The 16,578-nt window shown below is 69.4% G+C and carries 13 protein-coding genes and 2 pseudogenes; 5 read left to right on the forward strand and 10 right to left on the reverse strand.

All coding sequences use genetic code 11. The annotated features are described in order from the left end of the window. Window positions 1–1,098, reverse strand: a pseudogene (gene eno / locus L1066_RS10285) (phosphopyruvate hydratase); the annotation flags it as partial. A 222-nt stretch (window positions 1,099–1,320) separates the two neighbouring features. Between eno and L1066_RS28540 the strand changes: the two are divergent. From L1066_RS28540 to L1066_RS26595, 4 genes are all read left to right on the forward strand, one after another. Beyond that, window positions 1,321–1,731, forward strand: a complete 411-nt coding sequence (locus L1066_RS28540; protein WP_376707672.1) for a YybH family protein — start codon at window positions 1,321–1,323, stop codon at window positions 1,729–1,731. 1,155 nt (window positions 1,732–2,886) lie between these two features. After that, window positions 2,887–3,450 (forward strand): tetratricopeptide repeat protein, encoded by a 564-nt coding sequence (locus L1066_RS10295; protein WP_235736239.1) that lies wholly within the window; start codon window positions 2,887–2,889, stop codon window positions 3,448–3,450. A 78-nt stretch (window positions 3,451–3,528) separates the two neighbouring features. After that, window positions 3,529–4,587 (forward strand): collagen-like domain-containing protein, encoded by a 1,059-nt coding sequence (locus tag L1066_RS26590; protein ID WP_235736240.1) that lies wholly within the window; start codon window positions 3,529–3,531, stop codon window positions 4,585–4,587. A 146-nt stretch (window positions 4,588–4,733) separates the two neighbouring features. Continuing rightward, on the forward strand, window positions 4,734–5,708 hold the full coding sequence (locus tag L1066_RS26595) for a collagen-like domain-containing protein (protein ID WP_235736241.1): 975 nt from the start codon (window positions 4,734–4,736) through the stop codon (window positions 5,706–5,708). A gap of 23 nt (window positions 5,709–5,731) precedes the next feature. On the opposite strand, the gene L1066_RS10310 is transcribed toward L1066_RS26595, so the two are convergent. The 4 genes and pseudogenes from L1066_RS10310 to L1066_RS10325 form a co-directional block, all read right to left on the reverse strand. After that, a complete protein-coding gene (locus L1066_RS10310; protein WP_235736242.1) occupies window positions 5,732–6,007 on the reverse strand; it encodes a MazG nucleotide pyrophosphohydrolase domain-containing protein in 276 nt (91 codons plus the stop codon). A gap of 280 nt (window positions 6,008–6,287) precedes the next feature. Beyond that, window positions 6,288–6,995 (reverse strand): SurA N-terminal domain-containing protein, encoded by a 708-nt coding sequence (locus L1066_RS10315; RefSeq protein ID WP_235736243.1) that lies wholly within the window; start codon window positions 6,993–6,995, stop codon window positions 6,288–6,290. Between the two features lie 54 nt (window positions 6,996–7,049). Next, window positions 7,050–10,569 (reverse strand): annotated as a pseudogene (gene mfd, locus L1066_RS10320) (transcription-repair coupling factor). A gap of 122 nt (window positions 10,570–10,691) precedes the next feature. Continuing rightward, window positions 10,692–11,378 carry a class I SAM-dependent methyltransferase gene (locus L1066_RS10325; protein ID WP_235736244.1) on the reverse strand — a complete coding sequence of 229 codons (687 nt, stop codon included), beginning with the start codon at window positions 11,376–11,378 and terminating at the stop codon, window positions 10,692–10,694. A gap of 92 nt (window positions 11,379–11,470) precedes the next feature. Here L1066_RS10325 and L1066_RS10330 point away from each other — a divergent pair, with 92 nt between their 5' ends. Next, window positions 11,471–11,869: a VOC family protein gene (locus L1066_RS10330; protein WP_235736245.1), complete on the forward strand. Its 399-nt coding sequence runs from the start codon at window positions 11,471–11,473 to the stop codon at window positions 11,867–11,869. 6 nt (window positions 11,870–11,875) lie between these two features. Here L1066_RS10330 and L1066_RS10335 read toward each other — a convergent pair whose 3' ends face one another. The 5 genes from L1066_RS10335 to L1066_RS10350 form a co-directional block, all read right to left on the reverse strand. Continuing rightward, entirely contained in the window at window positions 11,876–13,066 is a 1,191-nt protein-coding gene (locus L1066_RS10335) for a lipid-transfer protein (protein ID WP_235736246.1), read from the reverse strand. Further along, on the reverse strand, window positions 13,063–13,506 hold the full coding sequence (locus tag L1066_RS10340; protein ID WP_235736247.1) for a Zn-ribbon domain-containing OB-fold protein: 444 nt from the start codon (window positions 13,504–13,506) through the stop codon (window positions 13,063–13,065). Before L1066_RS10340 ends, L1066_RS10335 begins: the two co-directional genes overlap by 4 nt. A 208-nt stretch (window positions 13,507–13,714) precedes the next feature. Then, window positions 13,715–14,020, reverse strand: coding sequence for a phosphate ABC transporter ATP-binding protein (locus L1066_RS29270; protein ID WP_512699719.1), 306 nt, complete (start codon window positions 14,018–14,020; stop codon window positions 13,715–13,717). Next, on the reverse strand, window positions 13,930–14,625 hold the full coding sequence (locus L1066_RS29275) for a phosphate ABC transporter ATP-binding protein (protein WP_512699718.1): 696 nt from the start codon (window positions 14,623–14,625) through the stop codon (window positions 13,930–13,932). The genes L1066_RS29270 and L1066_RS29275 overlap by 91 nt, the downstream gene beginning before the upstream one ends. Before the next feature lie 103 nt (window positions 14,626–14,728). After that, entirely contained in the window at window positions 14,729–16,558 is a 1,830-nt protein-coding gene (locus L1066_RS10350; RefSeq protein ID WP_235736248.1) for an Ig-like domain repeat protein, read from the reverse strand. Window positions 16,559–16,578 lie beyond the last annotated feature (20 nt).

The following is a 16,578-nucleotide window of genomic DNA, read 5'->3' on the forward strand; positions in this document are numbered from 1 at the left end:
GGCTCATCATCGACCGGTAGCCGTTGCGGTGAGCGAGGTCGACGGAGTCGAGCGTCTCGGTCAGGGAGCCGATCTGGTTGACCTTCACGAGCAGGGCGTTGGCCTGGCCACCCTCGATACCGCGCTGGAGCCGCTCCACGTTGGTGACGAAGAGGTCGTCGCCGACAAGCTGGGTCTTGTCGCCGAGCGTCTCGGTGATGGCCTTCCAGCCGTCCCAGTCCTCCTCGTCGAGCGGGTCCTCGATCGAGACGATCGGGTAGTTGGCCACGAGGTCGGCGTAGTAGGCGATCATTTCCTCGGCCGTCTTCGAGGAACCCTCGAAGGTGTAGGTGCTTCCCCCGATTCAGTGCTGTCGCAGAACTCCGTGGCAGCCACGTCGAGCGCGAGGGCGACGTCCTTGCCGAGCTCGTAGCCCGCCTTGCCGATGGCCTCGGCGATCAGGTCGAGCGCGGCACGGTTGGACTCGAGGTCAGGGGCGAAGCCACCCTCGTCGCCCACCCCGGTGGAGAGACCGCGCTCCTTGAGCACCGCCTTGAGGGCGTGGTAGACCTCGGCACCGATGCGCAGTGCCTCACGGAAGGTGGGCGCACCGATCGGCGCGATCATGAACTCCTGGATGTCCACGTTGGTGTCCGCGTGGGCGCCACCGTTGAGGATGTTCATCATCGGCACCGGCAGCACGTGTGCGTTGGGACCGCCGACGTAGCGGTAGAGCGGCAGCGCGGCCGAGTCGGCGGCGGCACGGGCCACGGCCAGGGAGACGCCCAGGATGGCGTTGGCGCCGAGCTCGGCCTTGTTGGGCGTGGCGTCGACGTCGATCATCGTCTGGTCGAGCAGCCGCTGGTCGTCGGCCTGGAGACCGATGACGGCAGGCGCAATCTTGTCGAGCACGACCTCGACGGCCTGCTGCACGCCCTTGCCGAGGTAGCGGCCGCCGCCGTCACGGAGCTCCATGGCCTCGAAGGCGCCGGTGGACGCGCCGCTCGGAACGGCCGCGCGGCCGAAGGTGCCGTCGTCCAGCTGGACCTCCACCTCGACGGTGGGGTTGCCACGCGAGTCGAGGATCTCGCGCGCGCCTACTGCTTCGATTGCGGCCATTCGGGTGGTGCTCCTGTGTCAGTGAGACGGATGACGTGCGAGGCCAAGCCTAGACGGCCCCTGCGCCGAGGTGGGGAGGCACGCTCCCCGGCTGGACGGCCGCCGGCCGGAGGAATCGCTCCCGATCACCGGGAGAGAGGTCTGCATCACATCGCTGCGGACTAGCGTCGCGGACCCCAGCACCGATCGGAGGCTCCCGTGAGCCCATCTGCCACCACCGAGATGTCGGCTGTCGCGGCCGTCAGTCTGGCGTGGAAACGCGCCTACAACGACCGCGACATCGACGCAGTCGTCGCGCTCTACACCGAGGACGCGGTGCTCAGCGTGCCCGGTATGCCCCACGTGCAGGGGCGTGAGGCGATCGCCGGATTCTTCCGCTCCCGCATCGAGAAGGCGGGCGACGCCGGACTCCAGGTCGAGGACGTACCGCTGGGGGACGTCGTCGTCGCAGGCTCCTTGGCATGGCAGTGGCAGACCTTCGAGATGGTCCACCGCGAGCTCGGGGTGGTCGGCAGCGGTGCCCTGTGCACCCTCTTCCGCAAGCTCGACGGCGCCTGGTTCATTGCCGGCGACATCTCGAACCTCGCCGAGCCGCGCGTCGATCTCTACGCGCACGTCGAATCGCTCCGTTGACGAGTGGATCCGGCGCTCACTCCCCAGCCGGCGCCGGAACCACGCCACGTTCTCCTGCAGACGCGGATCGTCCGGTCTGGCGCGGGACGCGGCGAGCGCGGAGGGCAGCCCCTCGGCGTACCTGCCCGTCCACCAGCAGGCGAGCGCGTGTTCGTCGCGAGCACGCCAGGCGTACGTCGCGAGGTCGGCGAAGAGAGCGTCCGGAGGTGGCGCGGTGATCGCCATCGCGGCCGAGGCGAACACGTGGGCGACCTCGTGGCGCCCACGCAGCCGCTCGACACGAGCGAGATGGACCAGGGGTTCGGCTCGGCCGGGGAGCCACGCGACGGCATCGAGGAACGCGTCGCTCACCTCGGGTGCGGGCGCCGATCGCTGCTCCAGCAGCAGCCCGACCTCGAGGGCCGCAAGGCCACGCTCCTGCAACCAACCGGCCGGGTTGGCGGCCCGCTTCCGATAGGCAGCCAGGGCCCGTTCGGGCTCTCCCGCATCGCGCCACGACTGGCCGAGATAGAACTGCATCCGTGGATCGTCGGGCTCGCGGACGAGTTCTGCCTCGATGAGCAGCGCATCCTTGCGATAGGTGTCCGGATCCTTCGAGCGGGCTCCTTCCTTGCGGACCAACACCCGCGGTGCGCCCAGCGCGCCGATCTCGGCATCCGGAAGGTCGAGGTACTCGTGGACCGCACCACGCCATCGCCACGGCATGCCGAGCCGGACCAATGCCAGCCGCTGGTAGCGCAGCGGGCCGAACTCGACCTCGAGATGGTGCCCGTCTGCGTCGAGATCGGGCCAACCTGTCGGCAGGTCGACGAGCTCCTCGTCGGCGTCGATCCACAGCACGTGGTCCTCCGCACTCGATTGGGGAAGGGCACGGGCCGCCTCCAGCGCCTCTTGACGGTTGTGGCCGAAGTTGACCCACGGACGCTCGAGCAGACGGCCAGGCACGTCGGCGAGGGTGCGCCGCACCAGCTCCTGGGTGCCGTCGCTGGATCCGGTGTCAGAGACCACCCACCAGTCGATGAGCGGTCGGACGCTGCGCAGGCAACGCTCGATCACGTGCGCCTCGTCCCTGACGATCATGTGCAGTCCCACCCGTGGCATGGCCAGACGGTAGTGGATTGGCTCGATGACCCGCGTGGTCGCATACTCGGCGCCATGCGTACTTTCCACCGTTCCCTCTCCCTGCGTGCCGTCGCCGTGCTGCTCGGTGCTGCACTGGTGGTCACCGGGTGCTCCGATGACGAGCCCGCCGAGAAGGACGTCCCGGTCCTGAGTGCGGAGGCGGTGGCGACCCTGGTCGAGACCGGCGCGAAGCAACTCGCCTCCGGTGAGATCGACGCGGCGCGTGCCACGTTCACCAGCGTGGTCGAGGTCGATCCGGGCAACGTGCTCGCGCACTACAACCTCGGTCTGATCGAGCAGCAGGACGGTGACACCGAGGCCGCGATCGAGCAGTACGACGCCGCGCTGGCAACCGACCCGGCGTACGGGCCCGCGCTCTACAACAAGGCGATCCTGCTCGAACAGACCGACCTGGAGGAAGCCGTCGCGCTCTACGAGCGAGCAGTCGAGGCCCAGCCGGAGTTCGCTCCCACCCACATGCGGTTGGGGTTCGCGCTCGTCCACCTGGGCCGCACCGAGGAGGGCGAGAAGCACTTGGCCAAGGGCCTCGAGCTGGACCCGTCGATGAAGGACGTAGCCGCACCTGACTACGACTGATCGACCGTTCGGCCATTTTCGGCCGTGACCTCGGGCGGACGGCAACCGGGAGCGCTCCGTGTCCCTATGCTCGCGACCATGCCGACCCACACCCGCCGCCGCAACACCTTCAACGCGGCCTTCGCCTCCCTCGCCTTCGCCGCCGTGCTCGCACCCACGAGCGCCCAGGCCCTCAGCTCCGCGCCCACCGTCGCTCAGGTGGCCGGCAAGGCCACCAAGCCCAACACCGTCCGCGCCTGCTTCCACCGACAGACCGGCGACCTCCGCCTCATCTTCAACAAGCCCGGACACCGCACCTGCAAGCCCGGCGAGACCAAGATCGTGTGGAAGGGCCAGGGCAAGCGCGGCGCCCAGGGCGCCCAAGGACCGCAGGGTGTCCAAGGCGTGCAAGGTGCCCAGGGCCCGCAGGGCGAGCAGGGTCTGCAGGGTCTGCAGGGCGAGCAAGGCCCGCAGGGCGCCGAAGGGCCGCAGGGCACGACCGGCCCCCAGGGCACGACCGGTGCCACCGGCGCCACCGGCGCACAAGGACCGACCGGAGCCGTCGGAGCCCTCGGCGACACCGGCGCAACCGGAGCCACCGGCGAGCAAGGCCCGCAGGGAATCCAAGGCATCCAGGGCCTCCAAGGCGATCTCGGCCCGCAAGGACCCCAGGGCGAAGCCGGCCCCATGGGCCCGACCGGCCCACAAGGCCCACAGGGTGCCGAGGGAGAGCAAGGGGCAGCCGGATCCAACGGCGCTGACGGCGCCCAAGGCACCGCCGGAGTCACCGGCCCGACCGGCCCGCAGGGTGAGACCGGTGCCACGGGCGCGGCCGGGCCGACCGGAGCGACGGGGCCCGTCGGCGCACCGGGCGCCGCGGACATCCAGTATGTGTGGGAGGACATCGTCGTGGGCGTCCAGTCACCGGTCGACGTCACGACCGCCGCCTGCCCGGCCGGAATGGTCGCCATCGGCGGCGGCGTCGCCGACCCGACTCCGGCGGTCGGCAACGACATGCTGATCACGACGCAGCCGTCTCGAAACGGACAGCCAAGCACCGACCAGGTGGGTGTCGCCTACTACAACAGCGAGGAACAACGGCGAAGACCTACACCGTCTGCATGGGTGTCCCGGCTCCCTGAGTCTGACTACGACTGATCAACCGATCGGTCATTTCTGCAGACCATGTCGGGAGGACACGGGACCGGGAGCGCTCCGCGTCCCTATGCTCGCGACCATGCCGACCCACACCCGCCGCCGCAACACCTTCAACGCGGCCTTCGCCTCCCCTCGCCTTCGCCGCCGTGCTCGCACCCACGAGCGCCCAGGCCCTCAGCTCCGCGCCCACCGTCGGCCAGGTGGCCGGCAAGGCCACCAAGCCCAACACCGTCCGCGCCTGCTTCCACCGACAGACCGGCGACCTCCGCCTCATCTTCAACAAGCCCGGACACCGCACCTGCAAGCCCGGCGAGACCAAGATCGTGTGGAAGGGCCAGGGCAAGCGCGGCGCCCAGGGCGCCCAAGGACCGCAGGGTGTCCAAGGCGTGCAGGGCCCCCGCGGTGAGGACGGAGCCCAAGGCGATACCGGAGCAACCGGCGCAACGGGAGCGCAAGGTCCCCAGGGCCTCCCGGGCGACCAGGGTCCCCAGGGACCGCAGGGTGTCCAAGGCGTGCAAGGCGTCCAGGGCGAGGCCGGCCCGCAGGGCGCCACCGGGGCCATCGGAGCCACCGGTGCTCAGGGCCCCCAGGGGATCCAAGGTGTGCAGGGCGACCTCGGCCCGCAAGGACCGCAGGGCGAAGCCGGCCTCATGGGACCGACCGGCCCCCAGGGTGCCCAAGGTGTGCAGGGTCAGGCGGGCGACACCGGCTTGACCGGAGCCACCGGAGCGGCCGGCCAGACCGGAGACGTCGGCCCTCAGGGACCCGCTGGCGAAATGGGCCCTGCCGGTGCGACCGGGGCCACCGGCCCCGCGGGCCCGACGGGTCCTGCCGGGTCAGGAGCCACCTTCTACTACGCCACGGAGCAGTTCACGGGCGACTCCGGCCCGGACGGACAGCTTGTCGCGGCCCAGTGCGAGCCCGGCGACACCGCGATCGCCGGTGGCTGGAGCACCGATCAGGCCGTCGACGTCTGGATGTATGACTCCTTCCCCGTCGATGCCGCAGGGACCGCCACCTCCGCATCACCGTCAGGCTGGGCCGCCCTCTACTGGAGTGGTCCCAGCTCCGTCGACCCCCAGGTCACCGTCTACGCCTCCTGCCTCGACCTGACTCCCTGACGGTCGACCGTTGCAGGTGAGGGTCACCGATCGCGCTCGGTGGCCTTCACCTGCTGCCAGATCTCGTTGACCTCGGTGGCGGTGAGCGGCGGGTCGCCGGGGCTGCGACCGATCGACTCCGGGTCGAAGACGTGCGGGTTGCGTCGCCGCATCTTGGCTGCGATGCCGGCCGCGACGTCGTCCATCGTGAAGGCGCCACGCTCCTCTGCGACCGCAGCGTGGAAGACCACTTGGAGCAGCAGGTCGCCCAGCTCCTCGCAGAGGTGGGCGTCATCGCCCTCCGCGATCGCCTCCTCCACCTCCCCGCCTCCTCGCGGAGGTAGGGCACCAGCGACTCGTGGGTCTGCTCGGCCTTCCACGCACAGTCTGCGCGGAGCCGACGCATGATCTCGACAAGCTCGATCACCGGGTTGGGCGGCTCGATCACCGGGTTGGGCGGCTCGGGCACCGGGTTGGGCGGCTCGGGCACCGGGTTGGGCGGCGCGGGCACCGGGTTGGGCGGCGCGGGCACCGGGTCGGGTGACTCGGTCACCTGGGGCACCGGCTCAGTCTCGAAAGCAGCCATGCCTCAAGGGTCGCTCAGCCGCACTTCTGCGACGCGGGCAGGGCCGCGATGTAGTCGGCATTGGCCGCTTCGGCGGGGTCGTAGTTGGCCGCCAGCTCGGCCAGCTCGCTCACCGGGCGCGCGAGGGAGTCACTGTCGACGTCGTACTCCGTCTCCAAGGAGGCGAAGCGCGGGTCGCGGGTGATCTGCTTGTCGGCCGCCCACTCGTCGACCAACGCCTGCCCCTGGGTCATCGCGTCGGGTTCGGGCACCCGTCCGGCGGCGAAGGCATCGGCGCCACCGGCGGCGAGATAGACGGCAGCGGTGTCCAGCTGCAGCTGCACCTCTTCGAAGACCGCCCGCTCCCCCTCGTCGATCTGCTGCTGCACCGCCTGCTGCTCCGCCTCGGTGCCGAGGAGCCTCCGCGCCTTCCTGACGTCCAGGTCATGGGCAGCGGCGTACTGCTCGGCGATGCTTCGCTGCACGAGGATGTCCAGCGTGGCCGCCCGCACCAGCCGCATCGGCACCACCTGTTCGGCGGACGCGTTGCGCGCCGAGACGAAGTCGCAGTAGCGCTGTGCCAAGTCGTCGACGTCGGAGAGGCTGATCCGCTCACCCGCGACGACCGCAGCAGCCCCCGGGTGCACGTTGCTCTGCAGCGGCTCCGCCCCACAGCCGGCAGCAGCGGCAAGTGCGACTCCGGTCAGCAGGGCGAGGGCGGCACGGGTGGGGCGAGTGGGCACGTCGGATCTCCTCAGGACTCGAGCCAAGGTGTGGTGGAGACCACACCCGCCCATTCAAGCAGGCGTCGGCGCCGGGTCCAGAACCGCGTCGATCACTCCGCGTGCCCAGGCCAGCAACTCCTCGTCGCGCACCGGCTGGTTGGGCTTCGTCTGCGGCCGCGGCACCAGCACCGAGTTGGCGGCCTTCTTCACCAGGCTCTTGGGATAGAGCCGGTTGAGACGTACGACGCGCGAGTCCGGCAGGTCGACCGGGGCGAAGCGCACGTTGCGCCCTGCCATGGTGATCTCGGTGATTCCGGCCGCCCGGGCCCGCACCCGGAACAGCGCGACCTGGAGCAGGCTCTGCACCGGCGCCGGCGGGTTGCCGTAGCGGTCCTTCAGCTCTGCCGCGATCGCGGTGACGTCGTCGTTGGTGCGCACCTCCGCCAATCGCTTGTACATCTCCAACCGCAGCCGCTCGGTGCCGATGTAGTCGTGGGGCAGGTGTGCCTCGATCGGGATCTCGATGCGGACCTCGCCGAGCTCCGGCTCCTCCTCGCCCTTGAACTCGGCGACCGCCTCACCGACGAGCCGGACGTAGAGGTCGAAGCCGACGTCGGCGATGTGGCCGGACTGCTCGCCGCCCAGCAGGTTGCCGGCGCCACGGATCTCGAGGTCCTTCATGGCGATCGCCATGCCGCCGCCGAGGTCGGAGTGCTGGGCGAGGGTCGCCAGCCGTTCGTGCGCGGTCTCGGTGAGCGGCTTCTCCCCGGATAGAGGAAGTAGGCGTAGGCGCGCTCGCGGGAGCGTCCGACGCGCCCTCGCAGCTGGTGGAGCTGCGAGAGCCCGAGGGTGTCGGCCCGCTCGATGAGCATCGTGTTGGCGTTGGAGACGTCGAGGCCGGACTCGACGAGCGTCGTACACACGAGCACGTCGAAGCGCTTCTCCCAGAAGTCGAGCATCACCTGCTCGAGCTGCTTCTCGTTCATCTGGCCGTGCGCGGTGGCGATCCGGGCCTCGGGCACGAGCTCCTTGAGTCGAGCGGCGGCCCGCTCGATCGAGTTCACCCTGTTGTGGATGTAGAAGACCTGGCCGTCGCGCAGCAGTTCGCGACGGATCGCGGCCACGACCTGCCGATCCTCGTAGGCACCGACGTAGGTGAGCACCGGGTGGCGTTCCTCCGGGGGCGTGGTGATGGTGGACATCTCGCGGATGCCGGTGATCGCCATCTCGAGCGTGCGCGGGATCGGTGTGGCCGACATGGCCAACACGTCGACCGACGTACGCAGCCGCTTCATCTGTTCCTTGTGCTCGACGCCGAAACGCTGCTCCTCGTCGACGATGATCAGCCCGAGGTCCTTGAAGCGCATGTCGGGGTTGAGGAGTCGATGGGTGCCGATGACGATGTCGATGCTGCCCTCGGCCACTCCCTCCATCACCTCGCGCGCCTCCTTGTCGCTCTGGAAGCGGCTGAGCTGCTTGAGCACGACGGGAAAGCCACTCATCCGCTCGGCGAACGTGGAGAAGTGCTGGGTGACCAGAAGCGTGGTGGGCACCAGCACAGCCACCTGCTTGCCGTCCTGCACGGCCTTGAAGGCGGCACGTACGGCGATCTCGGTCTTGCCGTAGCCGACGTCACCGCACACGAGCCGGTCCATCGGGATGATGCGTTGCATGTCGGCCTTGACCTCATCGACCGTGGAGAGCTGGTCAGGGTCTCGGTGAAGGGAAAGGCGTCCTCGAGTTCGCGCTGCCACGGGGTGTCGGGCCCGAACGCGTGACCCTTGGTCGCCTGACGCGCGGCGTAGAGCTTGATGAGCTCTGCCGCGATCTCGCGCACCGCACGCCGGGCCTTGGCCTTGCGCTTGCTCCAGTCGGCGCCACCAAGACGGTCGAGGCTCGGCGACTCGCCACCGACGTAGCGGGTCACCTGGTCGAGCGCGTCGGCGGGTACGAAGAGACGGTCGGCAGGGGCACCGCGCTTCGCCGCGCCGTACTCGAGCACGAGGTACTCGCGCACCGCCCCTTGGAGTTCGCGCTGCTTCATCTCGACGAAGCGGCCGACACCGTGCTGCTCGTGCACGACGAAGTCGCCGGGGCTCAACTCCAGCGGGTCGATCTGCTTCTTGCGACGCGCGGGCATCTTGCGCATGTCGCGGGTGGAGGCCTGCTGGCCGGTGAGGTCCTCGTCGGTGATCACGGCGAAGCCCTCGCCGAACAGGCCGGACTGGAGGCGCCCTGTCGTCACGGTCACGACGCCGTCGCCGGTCGGCACCTCACTCAGGTCCTCGACGAAACGGGCCGGTTGCTCGTTCTCCCCCAGCACCTCGACGGTGCGCTCTGCCGAGCCGTGCCCCTCTCGGACCACGACGACGGTGCGGCCCTGGGCCGCCCACTCACGTACGTCGCGGATAGCTGCCGCAAGGTCGCCGCGGTAGGACTCGGCCGGCTCCACCGCGACGGTCCGCGTCTCCGGCGCGCCCTCCTCGGGGGCAAGCGTGCCCGCCTCGTCGTCGAGGCCGAAGGGGCTGAGCGTCCACCACGAGACACCGAGGCCGAGAGCGTGCGCACGCACCTCGCCCAGCGAGCGGTAGGAGGCGGCCCCAAGGTCGATGGGAGCCTGGCCACCGCTTGCCGCGGCGGCCCAGCTGGCGCCGAGGAACTCCTCGCTGGTCGCGACCAGGTCCTGTGCGCGGGAGCGGGCACGCTCCGGATCCAGCACCAGCACATGGGTGTCGGAGGGCAGGAGGTCGACCAGCAGCTCCATCTCGTCGACGAGGACCGGAGCCAGCGACTCCATGCCCTCCACGGCGATCCCCTGAGCGATCTTCTCGGTGAGTTCGCGCAGCTGCGGATGGGCCTCACCCAGTGCCGCTGCCCGTTCCCGGACCTGCTCGGTGAGCAGCAGTTCTCGACACGGCGGCGCCCAGAGCCGGTCCAGGCTCTCGAGGGTGCGCTGGTCGGCGACGGAGAAGCTGCGGATCTCCTCCACGTCGTCGCCGAAGAACTCCACTCGGATCGGGTGCTCCTCCGTGGGTGGGAAGACGTCGAGGATGCCGCCCCGCACGGCGTACTCCCCGCGCTTCTCGACGAGGTCGACACGCACGTAGGCCGCGTCGGTGAGACGGCGGCCGACGTCGTCGATGTCGGCACGGGAGTCGAGTCGCAGCTCGACCGGCTCGAGATCGCCGAGCCCCTTCACCTGAGGCTGCAGCACGCTGCGCACCGGCGCGATGACGACCTTGAGCTCCCCCTCCTCGGGGTGGCAGATCCGGCGCAGCACCGCCAACCGCTTGCCGACGGTGTCGCTGCGCGGGCTGAGCCGCTCGTGCGGGAGCGTCTCCCAACTCGGGAAGTAGCCGATGAGCTCCTCGGGCACCAGATCGGTCAGCGAGTCGACCAGGTCCTCGGCCTCACGCTGGGTCGCGGTGACCACCAGCACGGTGCGGCCCGACGCGACGAGCCCCTCCACGACGAAGGGCCGCAAGCCGCGCGGCCCGGTGAGGTCCAGGGCATGGACGGTGTCCACGTCGGCCAGGGCACTGGCCAGGGTGGGGTCGGCGAGGACGGTCCGGGAGAGGCCGGTCAGGCGCACGGTGGTTCCTTCGATCGATCACGGCCACGCCACCGCGGGGCGACGCAGGACAGCCCCCAACCGGTGCCGGGTGGGGGTGACCCGATGAGTCTACGTGCCGGCCGAGGACCGGTTCCGGGGCCTCACGGCCGACGGAAGACGACCTGGTAGTTCTTGGAGAAGCCGATGTCGGTGCGTTTCTCGACGAGCTCCAGCTCAGCGAGCTCGGCGGCCATCCGACGGAGCTTGCGGCGGTAGGGCCGCTGCTCGGGAGGCATCGCCGCCGCGGCTGCCTCGAGGGAGTAGGCGACCGTTCCGAAGAACCCCTCCATCCGCTCGATCTCCACCACCTCGAAACCGATCAGGTCGGCGAAGTGCTGCCACGCGAACTGGGTGTAGCGGAAGAAGTCCCAGGGTTGCTCGTGCTCCTGGTAGTAGAAGGGTGCCGTCAGCCAGACCTCCCCGCCCGGCTTGGTGATCCGGTGGAACTCGCGCAGGGCACGCTCCGGCTCCCGCACATGCTCCAACACCTGGGAACACCAGACCAGGTCGTAGCGGCCGTCCTCCACGGGAATGTCCACGACGTCGCAGATGTGGTCGATGTGGCTGTAGTCCTTGCCCTGGGTCGCGGCGACGTCTGCTGCCTCGTAGCTGACGTGAGCGAACAGGTCACGGTAGGGAGCCGACCCGGCTCCTGCGTCCAGAACCCTGAAGTGGGGACCTGTCCCCCGCGCGGCCGCTCGCTCAGCGAACTTCCTGGCGTGCATGCGTGAGGTGTTGGGCACCGTGATGCGCTGCCCAGCCGCCTCCGACGACTCGTTCGGCTGCATGCGCCGAACCTAGCAGCGACGAGGTGCACTGCGGCGTACCACGGACGCAAACGCGTGGACCCGCGTACGACGACGGCGTTACGTTGCCGGGTATGAGCTGTTTCGTCTCGCACACGACCATCGACTGCCACGACGCCTACGACCTCTCCGAGTGGTGGAAGGCGCTGCTGGGCTACGAGGACATCCCCGGCGACCCCAACGAACCGGGACACGAGGAGTGCATGATCCGGGACCCGGAGTCCGGCCATCAACTTCTCTTCATCCAGGTGCCCGAGGCCAAGGCGGTGAAGAACCGGATCCACCTCGACCTGCGTCCCCGAGCGGGCACCCGCGATGAGGAGAACGAGCGGGTCCGCTCCCTCGGCGCCACCGAGGTCGCTGACCACCGCGGCCAGTACGGCCCCGGCACCGGCTGGCTCGTCTTCGCCGACCCCGAGGGCAACGAGTTCTGCGTCCTCCGCTCCGAGGCCGAGATCTCCGCCCCCGACTGAGGACTCCTACTTGGCGACGATCACCGAGGAGCCGTGGCCGAAGAGACCCTGGTTGGCGGTGATGCCGATGCGGGCACCCTCGACCTGGCGGCCCTCTGCCTGGCCGCGGAGCTGCCAGGTGAGTTCGCAGACCTGGGCCAGCGCCTGGGCGGGGACGGCTTCACCGAAGCAGGCCAGGCCGCCGGACGGATTGACCGGGATCCGGCCACCGATGGTGGTGGCGCCGGCCCGGAGCAGGGCCTCGGCCTCACCCCGCTTGGCGAGCTGGAGATCCTCGATCCAGTCGAGCTCGAGGGCGGTCGACAGGTCGTAGACCTCGGCCACCGAGACGTCCTCAGGACTGATGCCGGCCTCTTCGTAGGCCGCCGCGCCGATCGACTCCTTGAAGGTCAGCTCCGCGGCCGGGACGGCGGCAGAGGACTCCGTGGAGAAGAGCGGCATGTCGATGATCGTGTTGGGGAAGGTCGGCGTGACCGTGGAGATCGCCTTGATCCTCACCGGGTCGGCGATGCCGTGCTTCTTCGCGTACTCGACCGACGTCACCAGCACCGCGGCGCCACCGTCGGAGGTGGCGCAGATGTCGAGCAGGTGGAGCGGGTCGGAGACCACGGCGGAGTTCACGACGTCATCGACGGTGACCTCCTTGCGGTAGCGCGCGTAGGGGTTGGCCAGCCCGTGCTTGGCGTTCTTCACCTTCACTGCGGCGAAGTCCTCCGACGTGGCGCCGTACAGGTCCATGCGGCGACGGGCGTAGAGCGCGAAGTATCCCGGGTTCGTCATGCCCATGAGCTTGAAGCGGAGCCAGTCCGGGTCGTCCCAGCGCTCACCGGCGTTGGGGGCCAGGAAGCCCTTGGGGGTGGTGTCGGCACCGACGACGAGTGCGACCTCGGCCTGACCGGCGAGGATCCGCGAACGGGCGGTGTCGAGGGCTTGGGCGCCGGTGGCGCAGGCGGCGTACGACGTCGCGACACGTGCGCCGTTCCAGCCGAGGGCCTGGGCGAAGGTCGAGCCGGCGACGTAGCCGCCGTAACCGTTGCGCACGGTCTCGCCGCCGACGATCAGGTCGACGTCCTGCCACGGCACACCGGCGTCGGCCAGTGCGTCACGGGCGGCCTTGACGCCGTACTTCACGAACGAGTGGCCCCACTTGCCCCACTGGTGCATGCCCACACCGAGGATGGCGACGTCGTTGCTCATGCCTGCGCTCCTTCGCTCTGGGTGGGAAGCCACTTCCACATGGTCTTCACGGTGCCGTCCTCTTCGGTCCACGCGGGCTCGACGACGAGCTGCACGGCGGAGCCGACCTTGACCGTGTCGACGCCGTGGCCGGCGGCCAGCTGGCCCAGCACCACGATGCCCTCCGGCAGTTCCACCGCTGCGAGCGCGAAGGGCTCGTAGGGGTCACTGGTCGGGGTGTAGGGAGCCGGCGGCTGGTACTGCGCGTCGGTGTAGGACCACACCGTGCCGGTGCGGGACAACTCGGCGTCGACGAACGTCTCGCCGTCACACGCAGGGTTGCGACAGAAGTCGATGCCCTTCGGGAAGGCCAGCGTGCCGCAGGCCTCGCACTTGGCAGCGATCAGTGCCGGCTCGGGGCCGGTGGTGAACCAGCCCTCCACCGCGGGAGTCTCGGTCATACGTCCTCGCCTGTCCTCTTCGAAGTCGGAACACCGGGGATTGTGCCGCATGGCAGCGGAGCCTCGACCACGTGTTCCGTTCAGCAAGCCCTCGCGACTGTGAGGTTCGGCTCAACGGGACTCGGTCCGCATGACGGGTCGGCGGAGCTGAGGGCCGAGTCGCGGGTTCCGAGTGAAGGTTCGCGGGTTCTGAGTGAAGGTTCGCGGGTCAGCCGAATCGGCCGTTCACATAGTCCTCGGTACGACGGTCCTTGGGGTGCTGGAACATCGCTTCGGTGTCGCCGTGCTCGACGATCACACCCGGGGTGCCCTGGGCCGCGAGGAAGAAGGCGCAGCGGTCCGAGACACGGGCGGCCTGCTGCATGTTGTGGGTGACGATCACGATCGTCACCTGCTCGGCGAGCTCGAGCATGGTCTCCTCGATCACGCGGGTCGAGGTGGGGTCGAGCGCCGAACAGGGCTCGTCCATGAGAAGCACCCGCGGTCGGATCGCCAAGGAGCGGGCGATGCACAGGCGCTGCTGCTGGCCACCGGAGAGGCCCCGCCGGGGGCATCGAGTCGATCCTTGACCTCGTTCCACAGGCCACCGCGTACGAGGCAGCTCTCCACGATCTCGTCCTTGGTGGACCGGGAGGCCTTGGCTCCCGTCAGCTTGAGACCGGCGAGCACGTTCTCCCGGATCGACATCGCCGGGAACGGGTTGGGCTTCTGGAAGACCATGCCGATCTGACGCCGGGCGTCGATCAGTCGCTTCGAGGGGTCGTAGATGTCTTCGCCGTCGAGCAGCACCTCCCCCGCCAGAGCGGCGGAGGGAACCAGCTCGTGCATCCGGTTGAGGATCCGCAGGAAGGTCGACTTGCCGCATCCGGACGGTCCGATGAGCGCGGTGATGCCACCGGCCGGCATGTCGAGGGACACCCGGTCGAGCACCATGTGGTCACCGAACCACGCGGTGATCTCCCGCGCACTCAAGGCGGCCAGTCCCTCGGGCCGGCGCTTGCGGAGCCGTCGCAGCCCCTCGATCTGGGCCGGGACGGAGTCGGGCGCCGCCTCCACCGGCGGGATCGTCGTCGTCTCGTCGGAGAGCCCGGTCTGGGGCGCCGCGGTCTCGGTGTTCACTGGCAACTCCTGCTGGAAGGACGTGGGGCGTCGCCGGCGACCGACTCGGGGATCGGTCGCCGGCGACGAATTTCAGGTCTCCGGACTCATCCGCCCGGAGGGATCACTTCTGCGTGACCGTGACCTTGGCCTTGGAGCCCTTGACCGACGCGTTGCCGGCGTACGAGACCGTGAGCTTGTTCTTGCCCTTCTTGAGCTTGGCGAGCTTGAGCTTCACCTTGCCGTTCTTGACGGCGCCCTTGCCGACGACGACCTTGCCCTTCTTGATCGTCGCCGTGCCGCCGGTCACCTTCACCGACGATCCGGGGACCGAGACCGTGATCGTGGCCTTGCCCGTCTTGCCCTTCTTGATCTTCTTCGGCGCCTTGGCCTTCAACTTGCTCGTGGCCTTCGCGACCTTGAGCTGACCGGTGGCAGTGGCGGCGGCGTACGTCGCGTCACCGGCGTAGGTGACCGTGACGGTCTGGTTGCCCGCGGCGACGTTGGCCGGGAGGGTGATCATGGCGGAGCCGGCGGCGAGGGTGCCGCTGACGGTGGTCGGTCCGACCTTGACGCGGACGGCGCCGGTCGGGGTCGCGGAGGCTCCGGTGACCTTCACCGAAACCTTGGCGGCCTTGCCGTAGGTGGTGCTGCCGGGGGTCACGGAGGCGTTGACCTGGGCCGCTCCCTTGACCGTCACGGAGACGACCTCGGACGTCGAGGCACCGAAGGCGACCGACGCCGGGACGAAGACGGCGCTGTACTGGTGCTGGCCGCTGGTCACACCCGCCAGGTTGAGCACGGCCTGGCCCTGGGCGATCTGCGCGGTGCCCACCGAGGTCTCGCCCTCGAAGAACTCGACCGCGCCGTCGGCGGAGTTGCCGTCGGCCGCGACCGTGGCGGTCAGTCGCACCGCACCACCAGCGGGCGAGGTCGCCGTCAACGCGGTGGTGGTCGCCGCCGCGTCATTGGTGGTGAAGTTGGCCGTTGCCTCCTGCGTGGCTTCACCGCAGACGCCGTCGGCGTCCGGGGTGGCGAGCTGGTCGAAGCCGGCAGCCTCGATCAACGGACGTGCGTCGATGGAGCAGATGAAGCCGTCCTCGCCGAAGAGGTCGAGCACCTCCGGGTCGGCAACGTCGGCCTGGCGGACGACGTTGTAGAGCGCTCGCTTGGCGCTGAACTCACCGCCGACCAGGTCCACGGTGCCCTCGATCCGGCCGCGGCCCGCGGAGAACGGCGCGATCGCGTTGGCGTCGTCCTTGATCTCGGTGTCGTCGTGCTCCTGGACCTCGCGGACCGAGGAGGCAAGGTTGACGGTGTTGCCGCCGTTGATCCGCTTGAGCTCGCTCTCGAAGAACGAGCGGGTGCCGGACCCGGACTGCGGGATCATCGGGACGATGACTCCGGAGGTGCCGCCGACCTGGCTCCAGTTGGTCACCGTGCCGCTGTAGATCGCGAGGATCTGCTGCTCGGTCAACTGGGCCGGCGCGTTGCTGCTCTTCGAGACTGCCATCTCGAGCACGTCGAGGGCGAACGGGAAGGCGTAGAGCCCCGCCGAGATCTCCGCGGCGCTGAGTGCCGACGAGGAACGGGCGTAGTCGAGGTCCGAGTTGTTGCTGGGACCGTAGAGCAGGCCCTTGCCCGCACCGGAACCGTTGGGTCGGGTGATCGCAGGCCTGCCGGTGGCCAGCACGACGGTGTCGGAGTTCGTCGGGGTCTTGGCGTCGAACGAGACGAGACGTCCGGAGGTGCGTCCTTCGTTGTAGCCGGCGACACCGTCATGGCCGTCGGCCAAGTAGTTGAGTGCGAACATGCTGGTGTCGGAGCCAGCTCCGACGAAGTCATCGGCAACCGGGACGAACGCCGGGTCTGCCTGGGCTGCGGGAGCCGTTGCCAAGGTGGCGGCGGCCACCGCGGCCGTGGCGAGTCCCGCAACGTACCTGCGTGCAGACATCACATACTCCTCATTCGATT

Source organism: Nocardioides alcanivorans (assembly GCF_021555175.1).
Classification (GTDB): Bacteria; Actinomycetota; Actinomycetes; order Propionibacteriales; family Nocardioidaceae; genus Nocardioides; species Nocardioides alcanivorans.